Source organism: Actinobacillus porcinus, from assembly GCF_901764995.1.
GTDB lineage: Bacteria > Pseudomonadota > Gammaproteobacteria > Enterobacterales > Pasteurellaceae > Exercitatus > Exercitatus porcinus.
This window is the reverse complement of record NZ_CABFKI010000004.1, coordinates 162,567-188,456: the sequence shown is the minus strand read 5'-3', so window position 1 is coordinate 188,456 and position 25,890 is coordinate 162,567. Positions and strand designations below refer to the sequence as shown.

The window sequence follows — 25,890 nt, the reverse complement described above, 5'->3', positions numbered from 1 at the left end:
CGCAAAACTTCTATTTTGCTGCACATAAAATCATTTTTACGACAATAACAAAAATGTTGTCGGCTAATATTCCTGTCGATCTGTTAACACTGGAAAGAACGTTACAAGAAGAAAAGAAACTGAATGAAGTAGGCGGCTTGGCTTATTTAGCTGAAATCGCCAAAAGCACGCCAACTGCGGCAAATATTGCCACTTACGCGAATATTGTGCGCCGTTCAAGTCAGTCCCGTCAGCTATATGCGCTTGGCCACCAATTATGTGCAGAAGTTTGCGTAGCAAAATCACAAGAGCAAATTGACACCATTATCAGTAACACGGAAAAAGCTCTCACGGATTTAACCTTAAATGAAGCACAAACTGAAACCAATGCGGATTTAATGGATGTGATTGATTCCATTTTGAAAAGAATGGAACAAAATACCATGACTGGTTCTGTCGTAAGTGGCATATCCTTTGGTATCGAACGCTTAGATGCGAACACGACAGGTGCACAAGATGGTGATCTCATTCTTGTGGCGGCTAGACCATCCATGGGTGTATAGAACCACTAAAACTAAGAAATAAAAAGAAATAGGGAATTGGTTGAATTTTTCGGGATTTGGCGGACGGAAACTATTGAAAACAGGGCTTCAGCGAGAAAGTCCCTTTGTGTTATCTCAAGAAAAATAATGAATTGCGAAAAATTTGGCGAAAATGACCGCTTGCACCACTAAAACAACGAAAACAGAAAATAGATTTAAAAGCGTTTAAATTAAGCTACTTTAACCGTGCTTGCTACATGCCGACAACAGATCAAATTTTGATGCCTGAAATGAAGCAATTTGAATCACATTCAAAATTTTATAGCACGTTATTACATGAAATGACATATGCAACAGGACATGCCAAACGTCTCGATCGAGAAGGTATTACTTCAGGAAAAGTGAAGTTTGGTAATCAACTCTATGCCATGGAAGAGCTTGTTGCCGAAATTGTCTGTGTCTTTCTTTGGGCGCATATTGGGTTTGATGATGTACCGCAACATGCTGTCTACATTGATAGTTGGTTAAAGGTGTTGAAAGCAGATAAAAAAGCGATTTTTAAAGCAACAGGATTTGCTCGCACCGCTTGTGATTATATGTTTGACGCACTTAATGCGCAGAAGCTATACGAAAATACGTTCATTTCCGCTGAACGCATTGCAGAAGTAGCATAATTAACCATAGGGAGATATGTTGTTAGACATATCTCTCATTTATTCAACGTCTTATGGAAATAATACAATGAAAAAAAACAACTTTTTCACCCATCGTATGTCATAATGAATTTGATTTATATAGAATTGGTAGTCCAGCTTTAAGTGAGAACAGTGATTTACACTGTATAGAAATTCTTGAAACAGTCGAAAAATGCAATGAAAAAAATAGTTACAAAAGGAAAATGGAAATAAATAATTAAACCGCTAGACAAACCTTTAGTGATATGTCTAGATGTTTGTCAATGATCTGAAAAGGGCAAACGCCCTTTTCCTATTATTCACAGTTTCGGTCAGTGACCGTATATTTCTGCTTCGGGAAGTTATTTCCCTAAATTATCGAAGAATTTCTTCACGCCATCGAGAAAGCGAGATGATTTCGGGCGTTGTTTTTCTTGCCCTTCAAGGCTGGCTTCAAATTTGCGTAGTAATTCTTTTTGTTCTTCATTGAGTGAAACCGGGGTTTCTACAATAATTTTACAAATCAAATCACCGGCATAGCCTGAACGCATTGCGGTAATACCTTTTCCGCGCATACGGAACATTTTGCCTGTTTGTGTGCCTTCAGGAATTTTGAGTTTGGCACGACCATCAAGGGTAGGGACTTCAATTTCACCACCTAATGCCGCCATCGTGAAGCTAACTGGGACTTCGCAATATAAATTGCTGCCGTCACGTTCAAAAATATGGTGTTCACGAACGTGAATAACCACATATAAATCTCCGGCAGGTGCGCCATTTTCACCGGCGGCTCCTTTTCCGGCTAAACGTAATTGGTTACCTGTATCCACGCCAGCGGGGATTTTAACAGAAAGGCTTTCGTTTTTATGAACGCGTCCGTCACCGTGACATTTTTTACAAGGTTTTTCAATTTTTTTGCCTGTGCCATGACAAGTCGGACACATTTGCTCCGTCATAAAGAAGCCTTGCTGACGGCGTACGCGGCCATGACCATGACAGGTTGGACAGGTTTCGACTTTTGAGCCTTTTTCTGCACCAGTGCCGTTACATTCATCACAATGCGCAAGGGTCGCAATTTGAATATCTTTGGTGACGCCACGAACCGCTTCTTCTAAGCTGATTTCGATGTCATAGCGTAAATCTTCACCGCGAACAACACGTTGACGGCTAGAGCCACCGCCGAACATTTCGCTGAAAATATCTTCAAATCCACCAAAACCGCCAAAGCCACCAAATCCGCCACCGGCACCGCCGAATCCACCTTGTTCAAAGGCTGCATGACCATATTGATCGTAAGCGGCTTTTTTCTCTTTGTCGCTTAAGATTTCATAGGCTTCGTTGATTTCTTTGAATTTTTCTTCGCTTTCTTTATCCCCTTTGGTTCTGTCGGGGTGATATTTCATTGCTAGGCGTTTATAGGCACGCTTAATTTCTTTCTCGTCAGCGCCTTTTTGAATACCTAGAACTTCGTAGTAATCTCTTTTTGCCATTAAATTATTCTCTTAGATATACACCAAAAGGGCGTATTGCTACGCCCTTGGGTTCAGTGTTCAGATAAAGATTATTTATCTTTCACTTCTTCAAATTCAGCATCAACCACATCATCGTTGCCTTTGCCACCTTGCGGCTGAGCAGTCGCATCCGCTTGTGCTTGCGCTTGACCGGCTTGGATAAGTTTTTCAGACACTTGGATTAATGCTTGTACTTTTGCATCAATCGCCGCTTTGTCTTCACCTTTCGCCGCTTCTTCAAGTTCACTAACCGCTTTTTCGATTGGTGCTTTGTCGTCAGCAGATAATTTATCACCCACTTCGCTTAATTGTTTACGCGTAGAGTGAACTAAATGATCCGCTTGGTTACGTGCTTGCACTAATTCTTCAAATTTACGGTCTGCTTCTGCGTTTGCTTCTGCATCACGCACCATTTGTTGAATTTCTTCATCACTTAAACCTGAAGATGCTTTGATGGTAATTTGTTGTTCTTTACCTGTGCCTTTATCTTTCGCTGAAACATGGATGATACCATCCGCGTCAATATCAAAAGTCACTTCAATTTGTGGCATACCGCGTGGTGCAGGGTTAATGCCTTCTAAGTTAAATTGACCTAAAGATTTATTCGCGCTCGCTTGTTTGCGTTCACCTTGAAGTACGTGAATTGTCACCGCACTTTGGTTATCTTCCGCTGTTGAGAATACTTGCGATTTTTTCGTTGGAATAGTCGTGTTTTTCTCAATTAAGGTGGTCATCACACCGCCCATGGTTTCGATACCTAATGATAATGGGGTCACGTCTAATAACAATACGTCAGTGACATTACCCGATAACACACCACCTTGTACAGCCGCACCTACAGCAACCGCTTCGTCAGGGTTCACGTCTTTACGTGGTTCTTTGCCAAAGAATTCAGCTACTTTTTGTTGAACTAATGGCATACGCGTTTGACCGCCCACCAAAATCACATCATCAATTTGACCCACGCTCAAGCCGGCATCATTTAACGCCACTTTCACAGGTTCCATTGAACGAGCCACTAAATCTTCCACTAACGCTTCTAATTTCGCGCGAGTTAATTTGATGTTCAAATGTTTAGGACCTGTTGCATCCGCTGTGATATAAGGTAAGTTCACATCTGTTTGTTGTGCGGAAGAAAGCTCAATTTTCGCTTTTTCGCCTGCTTCTTTCAAACGTTGCATTGCAAGTGGGTCATTACGTAAATCTACGCCTTGCTCTTTTTTGAACTCGTCAACTAAGTAGTTAATCACGCGGTTATCGAAGTCTTCACCACCTAAGTGTGTATCACCGTTTGTCGCTAATACTTCAAAGGTTTTCTCGCCACCCACTTCATCAATTTCAATGATTGATAAGTCAAATGTACCACCACCTAAGTCGTAAACCGCAATAGTTTGATTGCCTTTACCTTTGTCTAAACCGTAAGCCAACGCTGCCGCTGTTGGTTCGTTGATAATACGTTTTACATCTAAACCTGCGATACGACCTGCGTCTTTCGTTGCTTGACGTTGTGCATCGTTAAAGTATGCAGGAACAGTAATTACCGCTTCAGTAACCGGTTCACCCAAGAAATCTTCTGCGGTTTTTTTCATTTTTTTCAATACTTCCGCAGAGATTTGTGGCGGTGCTAATTTCTCACCTTTTACATCTACCCAAGCATCGCCGTTGTCCGCTTTCACAATGCTAAATGGCATAATGTTTACATCGCGTTGAACTTCGCTGTCTTCAAAACGGCGACCGATTAAACGTTTGATTGCAAATAATGTATTTTTCGGGTTTGTTACCGCTTGGCGTTTCGCAGGTTGACCAACTAATGTCTCGTTATCGTTTGTATAAGCGATAATTGACGGAGTCGTACGATCACCTTCAGCGTTCTCAATCACGCGCGGTTTGTCACCGTCCATTACAGCAACACAAGAGTTTGTTGTACCTAAGTCAATACCAATAATTTTACCCATAATATGTTTTCTCCTAGTTTGAAATCTGTTTTACTTTTGACGAGATGGTTATCGTCTCGTCTTACGTGATCATAAAATGTGGATTGCAATTTCTTTTTCAAGGGTGTTTTTTAAAAAAATTTTGAATTTTTCAAAAAAAGCGCATTGCAACTTCATCGTGCAATAGAAAATGGGGGAGTAAAAATGGATTTCAAGGGGGAAATGTTTACAAATCAAAACACCATCTCATCTCTCACCGCATAACCCGTTTTTCCATAACCTTTCCAAAAGTCTTGCACCGTTGTTTGCAACGTTTTTTGCAACAAAACTAAAAACATTGACCCCGAAGGCATTACGCAATGATCCAAACGGAACGCCATTTCATTTGCATATGCCCACAAATGCATATTTTTTACCTGCGCAAGCTGAACCAACAAACTTCTGGTGCGGCTAAAAAAGTTTTCCGCCCAGTTATTATGATAGCCCTTTGAATTTTTAAAAATCTTCTTAGAATGTACCGCACTTTCGTGTTCATAGCCCAAAGCGACTAAATGTTTATAGGCGCGTGCGCCATCGGTGCAAATTGTGCTGCCTTGCGCCACATATTTTTTCACCAAATAAGAAATCGTTGCCTTATTTTCAGCATAAATCGGAAAAACTAAGGTTTGTTGTCGTTCATTATTGGTCATAACCAACAACTTACGCTTTTCTTTCACAAAAGATTTGGCGCGATAGTCTAAAGTTCTTCCATATCGAGCATAATTTTCTCTGCGTTTTTGTTCATCTTGTTGATGTTTTATTTGCCATTTTTCCTGCTTTTTCTGCGCATTTTGCTGCATATTGGGCGGAATTTCGGATAAATAAAAGGCTCGATCTTGATTATTGACCTTGTCTGCTTTTTGCTCTTTTAAGGTTTCAGACTCCACCAAAACATTCACTTCGCAAGTATCAATATGCACTTCTCCGCTAATTTTTTGCGCGTCTAAATCGGGTTTTAAACTCTCACGAATTTTATGGCTCAGCATAAACGCCGTGCGATAATTCACCGCCAATTCTCGTGCCAAGCGTTTTGAGGTAATGCCTTGTTTGGCATTGATATAAAACACCAACGCCAATAAATAGGTGCGCAACGGCAATTTATGGCTGGCAAACAGCGTGCCGGAAGTCAGGCTAAATTCCCGCTTGCAATCACGGCAACGCCATTTTTGACGGCTTTGAATAAAATAAGGTTGAGTATGTTGGCAATGTGGGCAACAGATTTTTTCTGCCGACCCCCAACGCATTTCCACCATTAACGAAAAGATTTCTTGATCAGAAAGACGACAAATTTTTTCAGCCGAAAGATGAGAAGAAGAACGAAATTGTGGCGCAACAGATAAACAGCAAAAACCGTTTTCAGAAGAATAAGCAGTACACATAATAATTTCCTTTATTTAGCGTGATCAACAGTTTAAATAAGGTTTAATGTTGTTACTTTTTTAATATCCCGGCACGGCAAAGCCGTACCGAGTGACGCATTTTGCGTGCTAGGTACAAAATAAATAAAAAGTAAAAACAAAAAACGTAAAACATTGGTTGAAGTTGACCGCTTACTTTCAGCATCTCGTGATCCTCTGATCGATCAAGATCCTGCCGCAATCTATTCACGAATAGTCGCCTATTCAAAAGGAAATCTCAGCGTTTTACCTGCCTTGTGGGAAAGAAATATCAGATATGTTATAGACAATTTTGTGCCTAAAAAGTTTTCCGCAGGGGTTGATTTTTTTTTTTTTTTTTTACAATTGGGAAGTTTATTTCTTTTTTAGCGAGGTATATATGAGTTATAAGCAAAAACTCCTTACAGCACTTGAACACTATCAAAAACTGATCAACGGAATGTACTCAATACGAGAGTTATTAAATCAGATAGAAAGCATATATCAGCAAGATACTACAACTTTACCACCTCGTTCTTTAAATCGTCCTTACGAAGAATTACCGGGCTCAGAAATTACAACAGAAGTAAAAATCTTCCGTTTCCTGTATGACGCTAACCTCAAGTCTAAAGGTAAGATTAAAGAAGCAATTGTTTCTTTATCCTGTAATGAAACACTTGCTATTTCCACTCAACTTGAAAATTTCTTAGAGGAAAAAGCTTCAAATGATGATTTAAATGAGGTGATAAATATTGTTTATAAATCAGATGAGAGTGATGACAAAGAGCTAATTAATGCGAGAATCCAAGAGTATATTAATAAGGTCTCATAACTATGTAGCAAAAGCACAAAGGCAAAATTTCACTCCAAATAAAAATTTTGCCTTTAAATTAAAAAAACGCGGACAAGGTTAATTTACTACGGTAATATAAAATAAAAAAAGGAAATTAAAAATGAAGAAAGTATTAATTTTATTATTAGGAATAGCTTCATTGTCTTTTTCAACTAACCTATTAGCAAATGACAAAGATTTTTATGCTGGTTGGGAAGAGTTGAAATTATATGAGGCAGAAAAAACAGGTTTTGAAATTGAGAATGATGGAGCAGAGCTATTATATAAACATATTATGTTCTATACAGATAATACTTGTACTAAAAAATTAGATATAAAATATTCTGAAACAGAATATGCTGAAAGGCAGAAAATTCCATATAGATTAGTTTACACCTATAAATATCAAGGTAAAGAAAAATTAAGAATCAAAACTAATTTATGTGTCAAATAAAGAATAGGGCTTTAAAGCCCTATTCTTTTAGGTTAGTTTTAAACTTACTTTATTTTCATTATCATCCACATTAGATTCACTAGGGTTAATTTTTTCTCCTATATTTGGATGTTGCTCTATGGTTGAAGATAAATTACCATTGTTTGTTACTTTATCAACATCTTCTTTAGGGGGTGAAGATTTATTGGCTTCATTTTCAGCATCTTCTTTTTTCTTTATTTCCTTTTTAACGTCAATTCCATATTCTCTTAATTTATCTTTTATTTCAGGATTATCATCTAAAATAGATTGGAGATTTTTTCTTTTATTTCCACTATCTATCAGTTGTTCAATAAATTTTTCTTTTAAAGCTGGGTCTTTCATAATTTCATCTAAAACAGATTGATTCTCATTAAATAAAGTTTTGATGATCTCAATACTGACTTGGCTTGGATTTTCTAGATATAAAGCTCCTAACATATATGTAATATGATCTGGATCTATTTTTTTCTGATTTTGTACACTTTGGGTAATTAAATATAAATGGTGAACAGCATCAGTTTGCCAAGCCAATTCTTTTTTGTTGTTTCTTTTTTGCTCATCATTAAAAACAGGGTTTTCATCAATAAGTTTAGTTTGTTTTTCTCTTTCCTTAGAAAGTTGTTCTAAAACTTGAACTTGATTAATCTCTCCAAGTTTTAAATTTATTACCATGTCAAATAAAAATTTATAATGATTTTCAGCAGCTTTTTTAAATTGTTCATCTGAAGCCTTATTATGTTGATTAGCAACAGCAACAACTTGAAGATTAATCAAACCATTATTTAAATTTTTCTTATCTTTCTCAGGTAAACAAGAATATAAACTTTCTTTATCAATATGTTGAGAAAATTTCTCTATACCTATCTTGAAATTTTGTTTTTCTTGATTGGATAAATAATCCCAATTCATTCCATATTGGTTAAATAACTTATCATATAATAGAAAATTATGCTGATAAGAAGAAGTTTCTTTTAAACTGTTCTCTTTATCTTGTTTTTCTTCTTTTTTCTTGGTTTGAATGTTCTGATAAGCATTTGCTTCTTTGTTTTGATATACAGCTTTAAAATACTGCTTTTCTTTTGCTTCTTCTTTAATTTCTTTTTCAATAACATCAGACTTTAAATAAGTTTGATAATGTGGGTTTTCTTGAAGTCTGTTGTTAATCTTTAAAGCAGTAAATCTGTGCTGTGGATTAGATGAATTCATTAATTCATGAGCAAAGCTTTCCAACTCTGGAAATAAATTAACATCATTAATAGTAGATAAATTAATATTATTTATCATCTCTAATATAGAATCTTTATTAATAGCCATTTTTGATTAAAAAGTAAAATAAAACTAACTAATTTTATTATAATAAAAAAAGCTAAGAAAATAACAAAAACATCAAATGAATGAAAAAAAAGGATTTGTGCTTTTCCTACATAGTTATGAGGGTTGAATATCTGAATAGAGAAGTGGCAAGCGATCAGATTAGGTAATCCTATACGACTCGTATCGCGTTTATCAACACCTTTAATATCGTATCGTTCATATTTTAAGTTTAATCTACGATTGTATCTTAGATTAAACTAATTTACTTTTGTGCTGTTTTCTTGTTTAATAAGAGTCATATTCAACCCTAGTTAGATCTACGCTTATGGCTTTTTATTCTCGTCAAATGCAACCTTTATTGCAATCGCTTATCCAACAATTTCCGGCTGTCTTGGTGACCGGCCCACGCCAAGTGGGAAAATCAACCTTATTACAGCATATTAGCACGGATTATCAGTATGTCACATTTGATGACCCCATCTTGGTAAATCAAGCTCAGAATGATCCTACGTTATTTATGCTAAACCATCCCGGTAAGTTAATTTTAGATGAAGTGCAATACGTACCTGAGCTTTTTTCAAGCCTTAAATTAGCGATTGATAAACAAAAATCCACAGGACGCTTTTTGCTTTCAGGCTCGCAGGCATTTCAATTAATGCAAAATGTGTCGGAAAGTTTAGCCGGTAGAATAGCCGTGCTAAAACTGCAGGGATTTTCCTTAAGGGAAATTCAGCAAATTAATTTTTATGCGCCATTCTTGCCTACCAACGATTACATTGTCGCTCGAGAACAGCAATGTCAAGCTGTAGATGATATTTGGCATATTATCCATCAAGGCTATATGCCCCGTCTGTATGAGCAAGAGATGAATTGGGAGATTTATTATTCGTCCTATGTTTCAACCTATATCGAACGAGACGTACGTTCATTGACGAATGTGACGAATATTGCTGATTTTGCGCGTTTTATGGTCGCTATTGCCGCGCGTAGCGGTGAGTTACTCAATTACAGCAATATCGCTCAAGAAGTGGGTGTTTCACTTGATACCATCAAACGATGGGTCACCATATTGGAAACCTCGGGGATTATTTATCTTCTGAAACCATATAGTAATAATCATTTAAAACGTGCTGTAAAAACACCTAAAGTTTATATGTTAGACACAGGGCTGATGGCTTGGTTGACAAAATGGCTGACGCCATCAACCATTCAGCAGGGCGCAAAGAGCGGTCAATTTTTTGAAACTTTTGTTGTCAGCGAAATTATTAAATCTTACTACAATCAAGGGATTGAGCCACCGATTTATTTTTATCGGGATACCAATCAGAAAGAAATTGATCTGCTTATTGAATACGATAGAACGCTATACCCTATAGAAATCAAAACATCAGCAACGCCGGATAAAAAAATGGCAAAGAATTTTGGTATTTTAAAAGCGAATCTACCTGAATCAGAAATTAAAATAGGGAATGGCGCGATTATCAATCAATATCCGCAACGTCTATGGTTAGCGGAAGATTTAGTGGCATTGCCGTTTTGGATGTTGTAACGAATTGTTTCTGTAGCGATATTATGCAGTAACTGCACAAGCTCACCAACCGAGGTTCGACATGATCGTTTGTTCTGCTTGTTGTCGTTTTGCTTGTGTTTCTTTGTTTGCTGTTAAATAATAAAAATCCCCCTAAAAAGGGGGGCAGACCGCTGACAAACCTAAATAATGTTGTAGGGGCGAAATATTTTTCGCCCCAAAATAATCATGATAAATCAGGGCGAAAGATGTTTCGCCCCTACAGTCATTTCATATTAAAATATTAAATAAAACTTTGTCATCAATCTAAATCCCCCTAAAAAGGGGGATAAAATAATGATTTACATTTTTTCAACCGTTTTAATACCAAGCAAGTCCAAACCTTGTTTTAAGGTTTTTGCGGTTAAATCAGCTAATTTTAAACGGCTGTTTTTAATTGCTTCTTCGGCATTTAAAATTGGGCAAGCTTCGTAGAAACTTGAAAATGCACCTGCAAGTTCATAGAGATATTGACACAAAATATGCGGCATACCGTCTTTTGCGACACCATTTAATGCTTCTTCAAATTGCAATAATTTAATTGCAAGGGCGCGTTCTTTGTCTTCAGTTAAAAGAATATCCCCTGTGAGTTGGTCGGCATTGATGCCGGCGCGCGCAAAGATTGAACGAATACGCGTATAAGCATATTGCATATAAGGCGCAGTGTTGCCTTCAAAGGTCAACATATTGTCCCAATCAAACACGTAATCTGTAGTACGGTTTTTGCTTAAGTCTGAGTATTTTACCGAACCAATAGCAACGGCTTCTACAACCGCTGATTTTTCATCCGCACTTAGCTCAGTACTACGTTCAGAAATCAATTTATCCGCACGTTCTACCGCTTCGTCTAACAAATCTTTTAATTTAACCGTGCCGCCGGAACGGGTTTTAAACGGTTTGCCGTCCTTGCCAAGCATCATTCCGAAGAACGGATGCTCAAGGGAAAAACTATCCGGTACATAACCCGCTTTACGCGTAATTAACCAAGCTTGTTGCATATGCTGCGATTGGCGACTATCAGAAAAGACCAGTGCACGATCTGCTTTTAGGGTTTCATAACGATATTTTGCCGCTGCTACATCGGTGGTGGTATAAAGGAAACCACCGTCTTTTTTCTGTACAATCACGCCCATCGGGTTGCCGTCTTTATTTTTAAATTCATCCAAGAACACCACTAACGCGCCTTCATCTTCTACCGCTAATCCTTTGGCTTTTAAGTCTGCCACGATTTCAGGCAACATTGGGTTGTACAAACTTTCGCCCATAACGTCTTTTTCAGTGAGCGTTACGTTCAAACGGTTATAGTTTTCTTGGTTGTGGTGCATGGTAATATCCACCAATTTTTTCCACATGGTACGACAATATTCATCGCCGCTTTGCAATTTCACCACGTAGTTACGTGCTTTTTCCGCGAAAGCTTCATCCGTATCATAATGTTCTTTTGCCGCGCGATAGAATGCTTCCAAATCGCTTAATTCCATTGCAGTGGCATTTTCATTTTCCATTTTTTCCAAATAAGCAATGAGCATACCAAATTGCGTACCCCAATCGCCCACGTGGTTTGCGCGGATAACCTTATTGCCCAAAAATTCCAAGGTACGCACAACGGCGTCCCCAATAATGGTTGAGCGTAAATGCCCCACGTGCATTTCTTTTGCCACGTTCGGGGAAGAATAATCAATGACAATGGTTTGTGGTTTATCCGTTTTAATACCAAAATTGACCGCACTTAACGCATTATTAGCGTTTGTTGCTAACCAATTTTTATCTAAGAAAATATTAATAAAACCAGGGCCCGCAATTTCTAATTTTTCCGCGACACCGGTTAAATCCAGGTTATCAAGCACTTTCTGCGCAAATTCACGCGGATTTAACCCCAATTTCTTTGCCGCCCCCATAATACCGTTAGCTTGATAATCGCCAAATTGTGGTTTACCTGATTGACGAACTGCCGCTTCAACGCCTTGCTCTGCACCGGCGGCTACCATTGCTTGTTGAATTTTATCTGATAAAAGTTGTTGAATATTCACGTTTTGCCTATTTATAAATAAAGTAAAAAATCTGCTGTATGATACCGAACTATGCTGGATTGGGAAAGGTTTTTTATTGGAACAATAAAAACGATGCCCCTTGTCACTTCACTAAGTTTGCTTCAAAATCATTGTAGATTCTTTTAGAAATTAGTTTGAGTTCATCTAAAAGTGATTTCCGGTAGTATAATTAATCAGGTAAATAGGATTAATTTTGTACAACTCATTTATAGAGCAGCGTATTATGATTCATTGTTCCCACAAACTATTCCAAAATCCAACCGCACTTTATAGCGACTTTCTTCTCTTTGAGCAGAAAATAGCAGAGCTCGCTGAGAAAATGCAGATTGATATATCCAAATTTGAAATCGATCATTTAGCAGTGAGAGTAAATTATTGTAAAGATGCCGAGCATTGGCTGACAGCGTTGACACAATGCGGTAAAATTTTCTGCGATAATGTGGTGAATGGGCGAGTTATTTATCTTATTGAACTTGATACGCCATTACGTTTTTTGGGGCAGGATGTTTCTATCGTGGAATTACCGTTCCCCAAAGATAAATTTTATCCGCGTGAAGGCTGGGAGCATATTGAAATTGTAGTTCCATTTTTACCCAATGAACGGACCGAAGATTGGATTGTACGGATGAAATCACAATTTAATTTGAACCAATTACCGCATTTGAAACTCAAAGTGAGTGAACCTAAGGTGGAAGGGGAACAGTTGCCTAATCCATCGATTGCGGTCAGTTTTGTGGATCATCCAGAAAATGAAGTCACAATTAAAATTCATCCTTATTCCATTAAGACTGTGGTTTTATCGGAGTAAGACATCATTATATTGTAAAAGTAGAAGGGAATTTAAATGAAGAAATTAACGATTGCATTGGCATTAATTGCAAGTCTTGGTGTGACAGGCTGTGCGAATACTGATATTTTTAGTGGCGATGTGTATTCTGCAGCACAATCTAAAGAAGCGCGTTCAATTAGTTATGGTACCATTGTTTCTTCTCGCCCGGTTAAAATCCAAGCGGATAATCAAGGCGTAATTGGTACTGTTGGTGGTGGTGCTTTAGGTGGTATTGCGGGTTCTGCGATTGGTGGCGGTACAGGTAAAGCAGTCGCAACAGCAGTGGGCGCCATTGCAGGGGCAGTGATTGGAAGTAAAGTTGAAGAAAAAGCCAGCCAAGTAGATGCCTTGGAATTAGTGATTAAGAAAGATGACGGCAATGAAATCGTTGTGGTACAAAAAGCTGATCCAACCTTAAAACCGGGTGCACGAGTGCGTATTGTGGGTGGCTCAAGTCTAAACGTTTCGGCGATTTAATTTTTTAGCTGCTTTAAACTTCGTATTTTCATAAGGCTTTTAGTGTTGGCTAGAAGCCTTTTCGTCTATTTAATGAAATCTTATTATGTTTAAATCAACGAAAAGTGCGGTTAAATTTTTCTTTATTCTTATCAGTGTATTTACGCTTTGCAGTTGTGATGAGTTAGCGCATTATCAACCCAAGAAAAACGTCTCGTTGCAAACTCAATCAAATCAGTATGCGCCTGAATTAACAGCGAAACCGTTGTTGCGTGGCGTTTATTCGGATATGAACTTATCTTTGGATGCATTAGATAATCCTGAAAAAGCGGATTTTTTGCGCGATGTATTAGAAGGGTTAGTGGTATATGATCAGCATGGACAGATTATTCCTGCGGTAGCAGAAAGTTGGCAGACGCAAGATAATCAGTTATGGCAATTTAAACTTCGTCAAAGTGCAAAATGGTCAAATGGTGAATCCGTCACGGCAACGGATTTTGTGCAAAGTTGGCGATCTTTAGCGTTGAGTAATTCGCCTTTAAAACAATATTTGCAATTTATGAATTTAGCCTATGCACAGGATGTGCTTGCAGGGAAAGTGGCGGTGGAAAAATTGGGGGTTCATGCGTTGGATGACGGAACATTACAGTTGCAATTAGATAAGCCAACCCCGTATTTGCCCGAAATGTTGGCACATGTTGCTTTGTTACCGAAGAAATTGGGTCAAGATCACTCTTTTTTGATGAATGGCGCTTATCGCGTATTGGGGCAACAGGGGCCTTTTATTACTTTAGAGAAAAATCCGAATTATTGGAATTTCTCAAAGGTTCATTTTGAGCAAGTAGTTTATCAGAAATTACAACCTGATCAACCTGTTACAGGAATGGATTGGGTGGCTATGCCGGCCGGCTCAACATGGGGGAATCAGCAATTTCCACAACTTTGTACCTATTTTTATGAATTTAATTTTAAGGATCCTTATTTAAAACAAAGTGCGGTTAGAACGGCGTTAGTTTCGATGATTTCGGTGCAAAATATTGTACAAAACGAGAAGTTATCCATGTTGCCCTCTAATAGCTTTTTGCCGCGAAATATGTGGTTAGAAGATAATTCAGAATGGCAAGCAAATGTAGTTGAGCAACTGTTACAACAGGCAGGAATTTCAGAAAATCACCCTTTAACATTGACCATAACCTATGATAATTCAGGTATTCACCCCAATATTGCTCAGCGTATAGCGAGAGCTTGGGCACAATCAGATTTAATTCGGGTGATTTCCGATCCCGTAACTTGGGCACAATTACAAGAAAAACGTCAAAAAGGGCATTTTCAGGTTATTCGTTCGGGTTGGTGTGCGGATTATAATGAACCTTCCGCTTTTTTATTATCACTACATTCCGCTCATCCCGATAATAAAATGGGATTTAAAAATGCGGAAATGGATGCCTTGTTGGAAAAAAGCTTGAAAGCAGAAACTGTAGCGGAAAGAGCGAAGTTATATGATCAGATTCAGCGAGTTGTAAAAACGGAGCGCATTTTCTTGCCAATTTTCCAGTACACACAACATGCGTTTGTCGCTTCAAGCATAGCAGGGTTTGAGATTGATAATCCTACTGGGGTGGTTTACAGTAAAGATTTATATCGGAAAACTAACTCAAATTAAGTATTTATTTGTAAACCGAAGCAACGAATTTGCGCACAACGCCTGAATTGCATTAAAATAGGGGCGGATTCTTTTTTTCATTTTTATTATGACGATTTTAGTTCTAGGTATTAATCATAAAACAGCCAGTGTGGGATTGCGTGAGAAAGTGGCGTTTTCAGACGAAAAACGCCAACTTGCGTTACAGCAAATTCAGCAGTTTAGCCTAGGACAAAGTGCGGTGATTTTATCAACCTGTAATCGCACGGAAATCTATTTACATAATAAAGCGATCCCCCCCGAACAATCTGCGCAATGGCACGATGAATGTGTCGCTTGGTTTGCACAAATTCATCAGCTGGATATTTTAGAATTACAATCTTGCCTTTATTTGCATAAAAATCAGCAAGCGGCAGAACATTTGATGCGTGTGGCTTGCGGATTGGATTCATTGATTTTGGGTGAGCCGCAAATTCTCGGTCAAGTTAAACAAGCCTATCAAATTAGCGAAGATTATTATCATGATACGCAGCATACTGCGGTATCCAGCGAGCTTTCACGTCTATTCCAAAAAACCTTTGCAGCGGCAAAACGCGTGCGTACCGAAACCCATATTGGTGAAAGTGCGGTATCCGTAGCCTACGCAGCAACTACCTTGGCGCGTCAGATTTATGAAAGTTTGGCGGAATTGAATGTTTTGTTGATTGGTGCCGGTGAAACCATTGAATTAGTGGCTCGTCATTTACTTCGTCATGGGGTGAAAAAGTTAATTATTTCTAACCGCACTTTAAGCCGTGCGAATGAGTTAGTGACGAAACTAGAGACTTCAATTCCAACCGAAGTATTGGGGTTAGATCAATTGCAATTAGGTTTAAATCAAGCAGATTTAGTTATTTCTTCTACGGGCAGTCCGGATGTTTTGGTGACGCAAGCGATGGTGAAAGTAGCGCAAAAAGCACGCCGATATAAACCCATGTTAATGATTGATATTGCGGTACCACGAGATGTGGATGAAAGTGTGGCTAAATTAGATAGTGTGTATCATTATACTGTGGATGATTTAAATCACATTATTCAACAAAATATGAGCGAGCGCGAGAAGGCTTCTGAACAGGCGCAAGGGATTATTGACGAAGAATGCCAAGATTTTTTTGCTTGGCTAAAAGTACATCAATCGTCAGATCTGATTCGTGATTATCGCCAAAATGCCGAAGCAATTCGCCAGGATTTGCTGGAAAAAGCATTAGCATCTTTAGCGCAAGGCGAAAGTGCGGATAAAATTTTGCAAGAATTGAGTTTGAAATTAACCAATAAATTACTTCATGCCCCAACACAAGCGATGCAGGCGATGGCGAAGCAAGGTGATTCAAAAGGCTTGCGCCATTTTTCTGCGTCAATTAAATCAAAAATTGCACAAAGTTCATAAAAACTTGTGCTATCTCAATATTTCATTTCTGAAAATCTCCTAAAATTTCCAGCATAAAATTTACTTAAAAATAAGTAGATGAATATGTAGGAGATAATAATGAGTATATTTTTTGTCACAGGCACGGATACGGGCGTGGGGAAAACCATCGCGAGTCGTGCGATCATTCAAGCGTTTCAAGCCATAGATAAGCAAATTGTGGGTTATAAACCGATTGCCACAGGGCAAAATGAACCTGTTTATAGCGATGTGTTAGACAGCGATGTGAGCGATTACGGTGAGGAAGATAACCATGATGTATTAGTGTTATTGAATTCCACCAATGAAGATGTGACTTATCAAGAGATAAATAGTTATACCTTTTCCCATACGGTTCCTATGTTAACGCAAGAAAGTGAACGTATAAAATTGGATAAAATTGATGAAGATCTCAATCGGCTTCAATCTACCTATGCGAACGTGTTAGTTGAAGGGGCTTTTGGTTGGTTAACCCCGATGAATAAAAACCTGACATTTGGTGATTGGGTGGCGCAACATAAAATGCCGGTTATTCTTGTGGTTGGGATCAAAGAAGGCTGTGTTAACCATGCCTTGTTAACCGCGAAAGCCATTGAAACCATGGGATTATCTTTAGTGGGATGGATTGCAAATCGTATTAACCCAGGCTTGAGCCATTATGCCGAAATTATCGATGTGTTAAAAAATAAAATTAACGCACCGTTATTGGGCAGAATTCCTTATATTCACAAGCCTGAAAATCAGGATGTGGGGCAATATATTACGGGCATTGAGCATCTGCAATCATTATAATACGGGGCGTGCGAGTAATTTTATTTGCACGCCTTTAATTTTTATCTAAAATAGTCTTTATTTTTTTGAAAAATTTTTAATTTATTCCCGTTTCTTGTTTTTCTCTTATAAAATTTCTCGCCTTAAAGCTCAAAAACCTTAAAATGCCGAGCTTTTGCATTGGTATTAAGGATTTTTTATGTCAGATTTATTGGATTTTTTCCAACATATCATTGAATGGTGTATTCAATATATTGATGAGCCGCTTTGGAGCATTGTGATTATTATGTTGCTGGGGGTAGGGTTGTTTTTTACTCTCACAACGGGTTTTGTACAATTGCGTCTTTTTCCGCAAAGTTTACGTGAAATGTGGTTTGGGCGTGAAGCGGCTGAACATGCATTAACGCCATTTCAAGCCTTTGCAACAGGGTTAGCCAGTCGTGTTGGTGTGGGAAATGTGAGTGGAGTAGCAACGGCAATCGCGTTAGGCGGGCCCGGTGCTGTATTTTGGATGTGGTTGGTTGCCTTTATGGGAATGTCAAGCGCTTTTGCGGAGTCTTCGTTAGCCCAATTATTCAAAATTCAAGATAAAGACGGTTCTTATCGTGGTGGACCGGCTTATTATATCAGCATGGGATTAAAATCACGTTGTATGGCGGTTGCTTTTGCGGTGACGTTAATTTTCACCTTTGGTTTCGCCTTTAATGCGGTTCAGTCAAATTCGATTGTTGAAGCGACCCGCAATGCTTGGGGCTGGAATGGGCATTATGTCGGTATTGTCTTAGTTGTACTTTCAGGTGTGATTATTTTTGGTGGTGTTAAACGTATTGGAGTCGTTTCAGCGCGTTTTGTGCCTTTAATGGCGCTATTTTATTTACTGACGACAGCGATTATTATTGGCATGAATATTGAAAAATTGCCTTCTGTCTTTAAGCTCATTTTCACCAGTGCTTTTGATTTTTCTGCTATGGCAGGCGGCATGTTTGGTGCGATGTTTTCAACAGCGATGTTGATGGGCATTAAACGAGGTTTATTCTCAAATGAAGCGGGGATGGGATCGGCGCCTAATGCGGCAGCAACTGCAGAAGTGAAGCACCCGGTTAACCAAGGTTTAATCCAAATGTTAGGTGTGTTTGTGGATACCATGATGGTTTGTACTTGTACGGCGATGATTATTTTATTATCTGATAATTATGGTTCGGCATCCTTACAAAGTATTTCGTTGACACAAAATGCCCTGAGTTATCATATTGGCGAGTTTGGTGTGCATTTCTTGGCGTTAATTTTATTGTTTTTTGCTTTCTCATCCATTATTGGTAACTATGCTTATGCGGAAAGCAATATGCGTTTTTTGAAAAATAAGACTTGGGCAGTGGTGTTGTTTCGTTTAGTGGTGTTATTTTTTGTGTACTTTGGTGCGGTTAACTCAGGTTCTATTGTGTGGGCGTTTGCGGACACGGTAATGGGCAGCATGGCATTGATTAATCTGATTGCACTGTTAGCTTTATCGCCACTTGTTTGGATTTTGTTGAAAGATTTCCAGAAACAATTGAAAGCAGGCCATGAACCGGAATTTAAAATTGATCATTATCCCGCATTGAAAAAACGTGGTGTTGATCCGCGTTTGTGGAAATAACCCTTGAAAGTGCGGTAAAATTTCACCGCACTTTGAGGTGTTTATGATGAAGCATTTAGGATGTTATGGGATCTATCATGTTAATTGAGTCAACTCGTGAATTTGCTGATTATGTTGAATTACTTTATCAGCAACAAAAAGGAGAACGGATTTATCCTTTTGAATATGCAGGGAAAAAATATTGGTTAAAACAACCGGAAATTCTTACCGGGGTTGAGCGTTTATTAAAACCCTACCCGCAAAAGCTGTTTCAAGAAGAATTACGGACTTTATTGTATTTGGACAATAAACATGCCCCTGTCGCGCGTTTGTTAGTGGCAACGGAGAATTATTTGGTGCTGGAAGATGTAGGGAAGACCTTAAATCATATTCTTCCCACCAAAAGTGCGGTAGAAAAACAGAATATTCTGCGCGATGTTGCCTTGGCACTGATTAATTTGCATAAAATGGGTTTAGTACATGGTCGCCCGGCAATTCGTGATATTGCTTGGGACAATGGTGAAGTCCGTTTTATTGACTTAGAAGATCATTCTCATACGCGCGATCTCAATTGGAAGAAAAAACGTGATGTATTAGTGTTTCTTCATGGTTTATGTCGCACAAAAGAGCTAAGTGATGATGATATTGTGGCAACGGTTCAGGTGTTAGCTGACGCTTGCGAACCTGTAATTTGGGAAGAATGTGTTCAGTTTTTAACAAGATATCGCTGGCTGTATTATCTTTTATTGCCATTTAAACCGATTGCACGAAAGGATTTGCTGGCGGTATATCGATTATTTGAATTAGTAAAGGGGAAAAAATGAAAAAGTTATTTTTAGTTTTGGTTTTGACCGCACTTTTATCCGGTTGTAGCGCCGGTGTGGGCGGCGGCTTTGGTGCAAGCAATGGCGGTGCCGGAGTTAGCCTTGGTGCAGGTTTTGGTTTTTAATCCTTGTCAGAGCGAAAACACCTAATTTGTATTAATTTTTAGGAAAACCTTGACATAACAGAAACTAAGCGTATAATACGCGCATATTTCGGACGCGGGGTGGAGCAGCTTGGTAGCTCGTCGGGCTCATAACCCGAAGGCCGTCGGTTCAAATCCGGCCCCCGCAACCACTTCTTAATTTAAGAAAGAAATAACGGTTCAGTGAAACCCAAATTTGAAATTTGGGTTTTTTTGTACGTAAAATTTGGAAAAATTTCACTGAGCGCGTTAAGCGCTTTTTTTACGTCCATAAAAAGGATAAGTAGGAACATAATGGCAACATTAGAACAAAATTTAAAAGAGATGCTTACACCGGCCATTGAGGACTTAGGCTGTGAGCTATGGGGCATTGAATGTCAACGTGCAGGTCGTTTTATGACTGTGCGTTTATTTATTGATAAAGACGGTGGCGTGGGGATCGAAGATTGCGCTGATGTAAGCCGTCAAGTGAGCGCGATTTTAGATGTAGAAGACCCGATTGCCGATAAATACAATCTTGAAGTGTCTTCACCCGGTTTCGATCGCCCATTATTTACGCTATCGCAATTTGAGCGTTTTGTTGGACAAGATGTCTCTATTCATTTACGAATTCCTGTTGCGGATCGCCGTAAATGGCAGGGTAAATTAGAGAAAGTGGACAACGATATGATTACATTAGTTGTGGATGGTCAAGAGCAAGTATTTGTATTTGGCAATGTTCAAAAAGCCAATGTAGTTCCAAAATTTTAAGGATTTCAATTAAAAGGTATTATTAAAATGAGTAAAGAGATTTTATTCGCCGCTGAAGCGGTATCAAACGAAAAATCATTACCAAAAGAAGTGATTTTTGAAGCGTTGGAAGCGGCCATTGCCCTTTCAACTAAGAAAAAACATGCTCAAAAACAAGAGCGTTTAGGGGTTGATAAACCGTCTGAGATTGATGTTCGCGTGGTGATTAATCACAAAACAGGTGAATTTGATACGTTCCGCCGTTGGACAGTCGTGGAAGAGGTGACAAATCCAACGAAAGAAATGACCTTGGAAGCAGCACGTTTAGATGATCCAAATATTCAAGTTGGAGATGTTGTTGAAGATCAAATTGAATCCATTGACTTTGACCGTATTACGATGCAAACCGCACGTCAAGTGATTAGCACCAAAATTCGTGATGCAGAACGTAGCCGTGTTGTGGCGCAATTCCTTCATGAAGAAGGCAAAATTGTGATTGGTACGGTGAAAAAAGTAAACCGTGAAACCATTATTTTAGAATTAATGGGCAATAAAGAAGATCCGGCTAAAGCAGAAGCGGTGATTGTTCGCGAAGATATGCTTCCGCGTGAAAATTTCCGTCCGGGGGATCGTGTTCGTGGTGTGCTTTATAAAGTCGCACCGGAAAGCAAAGGTTTCCAATTGTTTGTTACACGTGCAAAACCTGTAATGTTGGAAGAATTATTCCGTTTGGAAGTGCCGGAAATTGGTGAACAGATTATCGAAATTAAAGGGGCCGCTCGTGACCCGGGTTCGCGTGCCAAAATTGCGGTAAAAAGCAATGATAAACGTATTGACCCGGTAGGTGCTTGTGTCGGCATGCGTGGTGCTCGTGTTCAAGCGATTACCAATGAATTAGGTGGTGAGCGTGTTGATATCGTGCTTTGGGATGATAACCCGGCACAATTTGTGATTAATGCGATGGCACCTGCAGATGTGAGCTCTATTGTGGTGGATGAAGATAATCACTCCATGGATATTGCGGTGGAAGCAGCAAATTTAGCGCAAGCGATTGGCCGTAATGGTCAAAACGTTCGTTTAGCGACTCAATTAACCGGTTGGACATTAAATGTAATGACAACTGATGAGTTGGCACAAAAACATCAAGCGGAAGACAATAAAATTTTAAACTTATTTATGACCGCACTTGAGATTGACGAAGAATTTGCGCAAATTTTAATTGATGAAGGCTTTACCAACCTTGAAGAATTAGCTTATGTGCCGGTGAGCGAGCTAACCGCTATTGATGGTTTAGAAGATGAAGATTTAGTGGAAGAGTTACAAACTCGTGCTAAAGATGCGATTACAGCGACAGCGTTGGCAGAAGAAAAAGCCTTAGAAAGTGCGCACATCGAAGAACGTTTATTAAACCTTGATGGTATGGAGCGTCATATCGCCTTTAAATTGGCTGAAAAACAAATCTTAACTCTGGAAGAGTTAGCGGAACAAGGCGTTGATGATTTAGCGGATATTGAAGAATTAAGCCCGGAAAAAGCGGGTGAGCTTATTATGGCGGCACGTAATATCTGTTGGTTTGGTGAGTAATAGGAGCAGAAAATGACGGATAAAGAACAAAATGCGGAAAACGCACCAAAAAAACTCAGTTTAAAACGCCGTGAAAAATCTACTGTAAGTGGCACAACTGCGGGTGGAAAAGCGAAAGCGGTTCAAGTTGAAGTTCGCAAATCCCGTAAAGTGGATACGGCAGCTATTGTTGCAGCTAAAAAAGCGGAAGAAGAAGCTAAATTAAAAGCAGAGCAAGAAGCTGCAGAAAAAGCCGCTGCAGAAAAACGTGCAGCAGAAGAAAAAGCAGCCGCAGAAGCAAAAGCCGCAGCGGAAGCAAAAGCGGCGGCTGAAGCGAAAGCTAAAGCGGAAGAAGAAGCGAAAAAAGCCGCTGAAGCCAAACAAGAAAAAAGTGCGGTAGCAAAATCGGCTGATTCTGAAAAAGAAAAACGCAAAGCGGAAGAAGCTGAATTAAGACGTAAAGCGGAAGAATTAGCACGTCAAAAAGCAGAAGAACAAGCGCGTCTTGCTGCGGAAGCAGCGCGCCGTTATGCAGAACGTGATGACAGCGAAGACAATTACAGCAGTTCAGAAGATTATTCAGATTATCATTTAACCTCAAGCTACGCCCGTGAAGCGGAAGATGAAGATAATCGCCGCCGTGAAAATAATAATCGTGGTGGAAAGAATAAGGTTGCTAAGGCGAAGAAAGGCGGCCGTGATGATGATAATGGCAGCAAAAATGAGCGCAGTGCTGATCGCCGCAATCAGAAAGATCTGAAAGGTAAAGGAAAAAATGCGAAAAAAGGTAGCGCAATTCAACAAGCCTTTACTAAACCTGTTTCTGTTTCGAAAGCTGATGTTGTTATTGGGGAAACCATTACCGTTGCTGAACTAGCGAATAAAATGGCGGTAAAAGCTACTGAAATCATTAAGTTAATGATGAAAATGGGCGAAATGGTGACCATTAACCAAGTGCTGGATCAAGAGACTGCACAACTTGTGGCAGAAGAATTAGGTCACAAAGTTATTTTGCGTAATGAAAATGAATTAGAAGAAGCGGTATTAGGCGATCGTGATGTGAATGCTGAACAAGTGACACGCGCGCCAGTGGTGACGATCATGGGTCACGTTGACCATGGTAAAACCTCATTATTAGACTACATTCGTAAAGCGAAAGTGGCAGCAGGTGAGGCGGGTGGTATTACTCAGCACATCGGTGCATATCACGTTGAAACCGATGACGGTAAGATGATTACCTTCTTAGATACACCGGGACACGCGGCATTTACCTCAATGCGTGCGCGTGGTGCGAAAGCAACAGATATCGTTGTTCTTGTAGTTGCAGCAGATGATGGTGTCATGCCACAAACCATTGAAGCGATCCAACACGCTAAAGCAGCAGGCGCGCCGCTAGTGGTTGCGGTAAACAAAATTGATAAACCGGAAGCCAATCCGGATCGTGTAGAACAAGAATTATTGCAATACGAAGTCATTTCTGAAAAATTCGGTGGTGATGTTCAATTTGTTCCTGTTTCTGCGAAAAAAGGTACGGGTATTGATGATTTATTAGATGCAATTATTCTTCAATCTGAAGTGTTGGAATTAACCGCGGTGAAAGATGGTATGGCAAGCGGTGTTGTTATCGAATCTTATCTCGATAAAGGTCGTGGTCCGGTTGCAACCATTCTTGTTCAATCAGGTACATTAAACAAAGGCGACATCGTACTTTGTGGCTTTGAATATGGTCGTGTTCGTGCAATGCGTGATGAAAACGGTAAAGAAATTGACGCAGCGGGTCCATCCATCCCAGTGGAAGTGTTAGGTCTTTCAGGTGTTCCTGCGGCGGGTGATGAAGCGACCGTGGTGCGCGATGAGAAAAAAGCCCGTGAAGTGGCTTTATTCCGTCAAGGTAAATTCCGTGAAGTGAAATTAGCGCGTCAGCAAAAAGCGAAACTCGAAAATATGTTCAGCAATATGACCGAAGGTGATGTGGCAGAATTAAATGTGATCGTGAAAGCAGACGTACAAGGTTCGGTTGAAGCAATTTGCCAAGCATTAGCTGAGCTTTCAACGGATGAAGTAAAAGTGAAAGTGGTGGGTTCCGGTGTTGGTGGTATCACTGAAACAGACGCAACCTTAGCCGCAGCTTCCAATGCAATTATCGTGGGCTTTAACGTTCGTGCCGATGCCTCAGCACGCCGTGTGATCGAAACTGAAAATATTGATTTACGTTATTATTCAATCATTTATGAATTATTAAACGAAATCAAAGCAGCAATGAGCGGTATGTTACAACCTGAATTCAAGCAAGAAATCATCGGCTTGGCAGAAGTTCGTGATGTCTTCCGTCATCCAAAATTTGGTGCAATCGCAGGTTGTATGGTGACTGAAGGGATTATTAAACGTTCTGCACCAATCCGTGTTTTACGCGACAACGTAGTTATTTTCGAAGGGGAATTAGATTCACTTCGTCGCTTTAAAGATGACGTTTCTGAAGTGCGTAGCAATATGGAATGTGGTGTTGGCGTGAAAAACTACAATGACGTAAAAGTCGGTGACCAAATCGAAGTATTCGAAGTGGTTGAAGTAAAACGTTCGATTTAATCGCATTTAATAAATAAAGATAGATCGGATTTTTGTGCTATTTTCGTCATTATGTCGCAAATGAATAATTACAGGTGTAATAGACAAAATAGTTGCTAAAAACTGGCTTAAAGCCTTATAGTACAAGGCTTTAAGCCCTATTTTTGAAATATGAACAAAAAATTGCCCATTTTGCCAAAATCCGAAAATAAAGAAACATGGCACATTAAATAATATTCAACGATATTTTTGTAATAAGTGTCATAAAACATTTTCCTTCAAGAACAAATTAGATCCAATTAAAATTTGGAACGATTATATTTTAGGAAAACAAACCTATAAAGAACTCGCCATTAAATATCATTGTTCAGTCAGAATGATTCAAATATATATCGATAAAGCCCAAAAAACAGTCCTACAACCGCCTTTAAATAAATATCTGAATATTGTTATGGATACGACTTTCTTTGGGCGTTATTTTGGCATATTAGTTTTAATGGACTCGATCACCAATAATGTCGTTTCTCACTATTTTGTACGAACAGAAAAAGATGTTTATTACAAGCTTGCACTCAACCGATTAAGAGAGAAAGGCTAATGAAAGAGTTATTTAAGATTATACCAATGGTATTTAAAACATAAAGACTTTTTAGATGAACGCTCTGAATATTCTAATGAACAAGGCTATTTTCCTTATTGTAAACATCGTAATGTAAGAGGGGCTTATGCTAGTTTAAATACTATATGAGATATTTATTTACTTTTGAGAAATATGCTCATCTAAATATAGAAAAAAACAACAAATCGGCTGGAAAGGTTATTTAAAGAACTGAAACAGAAATTATCTGTTCAAACGGATTAACGAAAAAGCATAAGACTATGTTTATAGAAGATTTTATAAATAAAAAGAGTTGGTAGTAATTAGAAAAATAATTAAAACCAACACTTTTGTCTACTATGCCAAATAATAGAGATTTGCTATATTATGTAGCCTTGCACAACGCTGAAATGGCGG

The 25,890-nt window shown here is 38.9% G+C and carries 22 protein-coding genes and 1 tRNA gene; 18 read left to right on the top strand and 5 right to left on the bottom strand.

Annotation, left to right across the window (positions count from 1 at the left end):
• A partial coding sequence (locus tag E7T07_RS04535; RefSeq protein ID WP_281279608.1) for a DnaB-like helicase N-terminal domain-containing protein occupies positions 1–542 on the top strand: 542 nt, incomplete at its 5' end.
• A 188-nt stretch (positions 543–730) separates the two neighbouring features.
• On the top strand, positions 731–1,195 hold the full coding sequence (locus E7T07_RS04530; protein ID WP_273382922.1) for a zincin-like metallopeptidase domain-containing protein: 465 nt from the start codon (positions 731–733) through the stop codon (positions 1,193–1,195).
• 362 nt (positions 1,196–1,557) lie between these two features.
• On the opposite strand, the gene dnaJ is transcribed toward E7T07_RS04530, so the two are convergent.
• The 3 genes from dnaJ to E7T07_RS04515 form a co-directional block, all read right to left on the bottom strand.
• Positions 1,558–2,685 (bottom strand): molecular chaperone DnaJ, encoded by a 1,128-nt coding sequence (gene dnaJ, locus E7T07_RS04525; RefSeq protein ID WP_135709725.1) that lies wholly within the window; start codon positions 2,683–2,685, stop codon positions 1,558–1,560.
• Between the two features lie 71 nt (positions 2,686–2,756).
• Positions 2,757–4,661: a molecular chaperone DnaK gene (gene dnaK, locus E7T07_RS04520; RefSeq protein ID WP_135709724.1), complete on the bottom strand. Its 1,905-nt coding sequence runs from the start codon at positions 4,659–4,661 to the stop codon at positions 2,757–2,759.
• Positions 4,662–4,873: 212 nt separating this feature from the next.
• Entirely contained in the window at positions 4,874–6,058 is a 1,185-nt protein-coding gene (locus E7T07_RS04515; RefSeq protein ID WP_135709723.1) for a transposase, read from the bottom strand.
• A 397-nt stretch (positions 6,059–6,455) separates the two neighbouring features.
• Here E7T07_RS04515 and E7T07_RS04510 point away from each other — a divergent pair, with 397 nt between their 5' ends.
• Both E7T07_RS04510 and E7T07_RS04505 read left to right on the top strand, forming a co-directional pair.
• The gene (locus E7T07_RS04510; protein ID WP_135709722.1) at positions 6,456–6,887 is read left to right on the top strand and encodes a hypothetical protein; all 432 of its coding nucleotides are present in this window, start codon (positions 6,456–6,458) and stop codon (positions 6,885–6,887) included.
• Between the two features lie 121 nt (positions 6,888–7,008).
• A complete protein-coding gene (locus E7T07_RS04505; protein WP_135709721.1) occupies positions 7,009–7,341 on the top strand; it encodes a hypothetical protein in 333 nt (110 codons plus the stop codon).
• A 27-nt stretch (positions 7,342–7,368) separates the two neighbouring features.
• Here the strand turns inward: E7T07_RS04505 and E7T07_RS04500 are convergent, their stop codons facing one another.
• Positions 7,369–8,676, bottom strand: coding sequence for a hypothetical protein (locus E7T07_RS04500; RefSeq protein ID WP_135709720.1), 1,308 nt, complete (start codon positions 8,674–8,676; stop codon positions 7,369–7,371).
• A gap of 325 nt (positions 8,677–9,001) precedes the next feature.
• On the opposite strand from E7T07_RS04500, the gene E7T07_RS04495 reads away from it, so the two are divergent.
• Positions 9,002–10,225 carry an ATP-binding protein gene (locus tag E7T07_RS04495; protein WP_135709719.1) on the top strand — a complete coding sequence of 408 codons (1,224 nt, stop codon included), beginning with the start codon at positions 9,002–9,004 and terminating at the stop codon, positions 10,223–10,225.
• Between the two features lie 320 nt (positions 10,226–10,545).
• Here E7T07_RS04495 and argS read toward each other — a convergent pair whose 3' ends face one another.
• The gene (gene argS / locus E7T07_RS04490) at positions 10,546–12,273 is read right to left on the bottom strand and encodes an arginine--tRNA ligase (protein WP_135709718.1); all 1,728 of its coding nucleotides are present in this window, start codon (positions 12,271–12,273) and stop codon (positions 10,546–10,548) included.
• A 244-nt stretch (positions 12,274–12,517) separates the two neighbouring features.
• On the opposite strand from argS, the gene E7T07_RS04485 reads away from it, so the two are divergent.
• The 13 genes from E7T07_RS04485 (at position 12,518) to E7T07_RS11250 (ending at position 25,473) form a co-directional block, all read left to right on the top strand.
• Positions 12,518–13,102, top strand: coding sequence for a VOC family protein (locus E7T07_RS04485; RefSeq protein WP_135709717.1), 585 nt, complete (start codon positions 12,518–12,520; stop codon positions 13,100–13,102).
• 36 nt (positions 13,103–13,138) lie between these two features.
• Entirely contained in the window at positions 13,139–13,600 is a 462-nt protein-coding gene (locus E7T07_RS04480; protein ID WP_135709716.1) for an outer membrane lipoprotein, read from the top strand.
• Between the two features lie 85 nt (positions 13,601–13,685).
• The gene (locus tag E7T07_RS04475) at positions 13,686–15,242 is read left to right on the top strand and encodes a peptide ABC transporter substrate-binding protein (RefSeq protein ID WP_135709715.1); all 1,557 of its coding nucleotides are present in this window, start codon (positions 13,686–13,688) and stop codon (positions 15,240–15,242) included.
• 88 nt (positions 15,243–15,330) lie between these two features.
• Positions 15,331–16,647 (top strand): glutamyl-tRNA reductase, encoded by a 1,317-nt coding sequence (gene hemA, locus E7T07_RS04470; RefSeq protein WP_135709714.1) that lies wholly within the window; start codon positions 15,331–15,333, stop codon positions 16,645–16,647.
• Between the two features lie 99 nt (positions 16,648–16,746).
• On the top strand, positions 16,747–17,457 hold the full coding sequence (gene bioD / locus E7T07_RS04465; protein WP_135709713.1) for a dethiobiotin synthase: 711 nt from the start codon (positions 16,747–16,749) through the stop codon (positions 17,455–17,457).
• 178 nt (positions 17,458–17,635) lie between these two features.
• Entirely contained in the window at positions 17,636–19,072 is a 1,437-nt protein-coding gene (locus tag E7T07_RS04460; RefSeq protein WP_135709712.1) for an alanine/glycine:cation symporter family protein, read from the top strand.
• A 77-nt stretch (positions 19,073–19,149) separates the two neighbouring features.
• Complete coding sequence (locus E7T07_RS04455; protein ID WP_135709711.1) at positions 19,150–19,875, top strand: BUD32 family EKC/KEOPS complex subunit; 726 nt, start codon at positions 19,150–19,152, stop codon at positions 19,873–19,875.
• Positions 19,872–20,000 (top strand): lipoprotein, encoded by a 129-nt coding sequence (locus E7T07_RS10960; RefSeq protein WP_167874930.1) that lies wholly within the window; start codon positions 19,872–19,874, stop codon positions 19,998–20,000. The genes E7T07_RS04455 and E7T07_RS10960 overlap by 4 nt, the downstream gene beginning before the upstream one ends.
• A 93-nt stretch (positions 20,001–20,093) precedes the next feature.
• Positions 20,094–20,170: transfer RNA gene (locus E7T07_RS04450), tRNA-Met, on the top strand.
• 142 nt (positions 20,171–20,312) lie between these two features.
• Positions 20,313–20,768 carry a ribosome maturation factor RimP gene (rimP, locus tag E7T07_RS04445; RefSeq protein WP_135709710.1) on the top strand — a complete coding sequence of 152 codons (456 nt, stop codon included), beginning with the start codon at positions 20,313–20,315 and terminating at the stop codon, positions 20,766–20,768.
• A gap of 27 nt (positions 20,769–20,795) precedes the next feature.
• Positions 20,796–22,331, top strand: coding sequence for a transcription termination factor NusA (gene nusA / locus E7T07_RS04440; RefSeq protein WP_135709709.1), 1,536 nt, complete (start codon positions 20,796–20,798; stop codon positions 22,329–22,331).
• 12 nt (positions 22,332–22,343) lie between these two features.
• Positions 22,344–24,896 carry a translation initiation factor IF-2 gene (infB, locus tag E7T07_RS04435; protein WP_135709708.1) on the top strand — a complete coding sequence of 851 codons (2,553 nt, stop codon included), beginning with the start codon at positions 22,344–22,346 and terminating at the stop codon, positions 24,894–24,896.
• A gap of 187 nt (positions 24,897–25,083) precedes the next feature.
• Positions 25,084–25,473 (top strand): transposase-like zinc-binding domain-containing protein, encoded by a 390-nt coding sequence (locus E7T07_RS11250; RefSeq protein ID WP_420535196.1) that lies wholly within the window; start codon positions 25,084–25,086, stop codon positions 25,471–25,473.
• Positions 25,474–25,890: the final 417 nt, after the last annotated feature.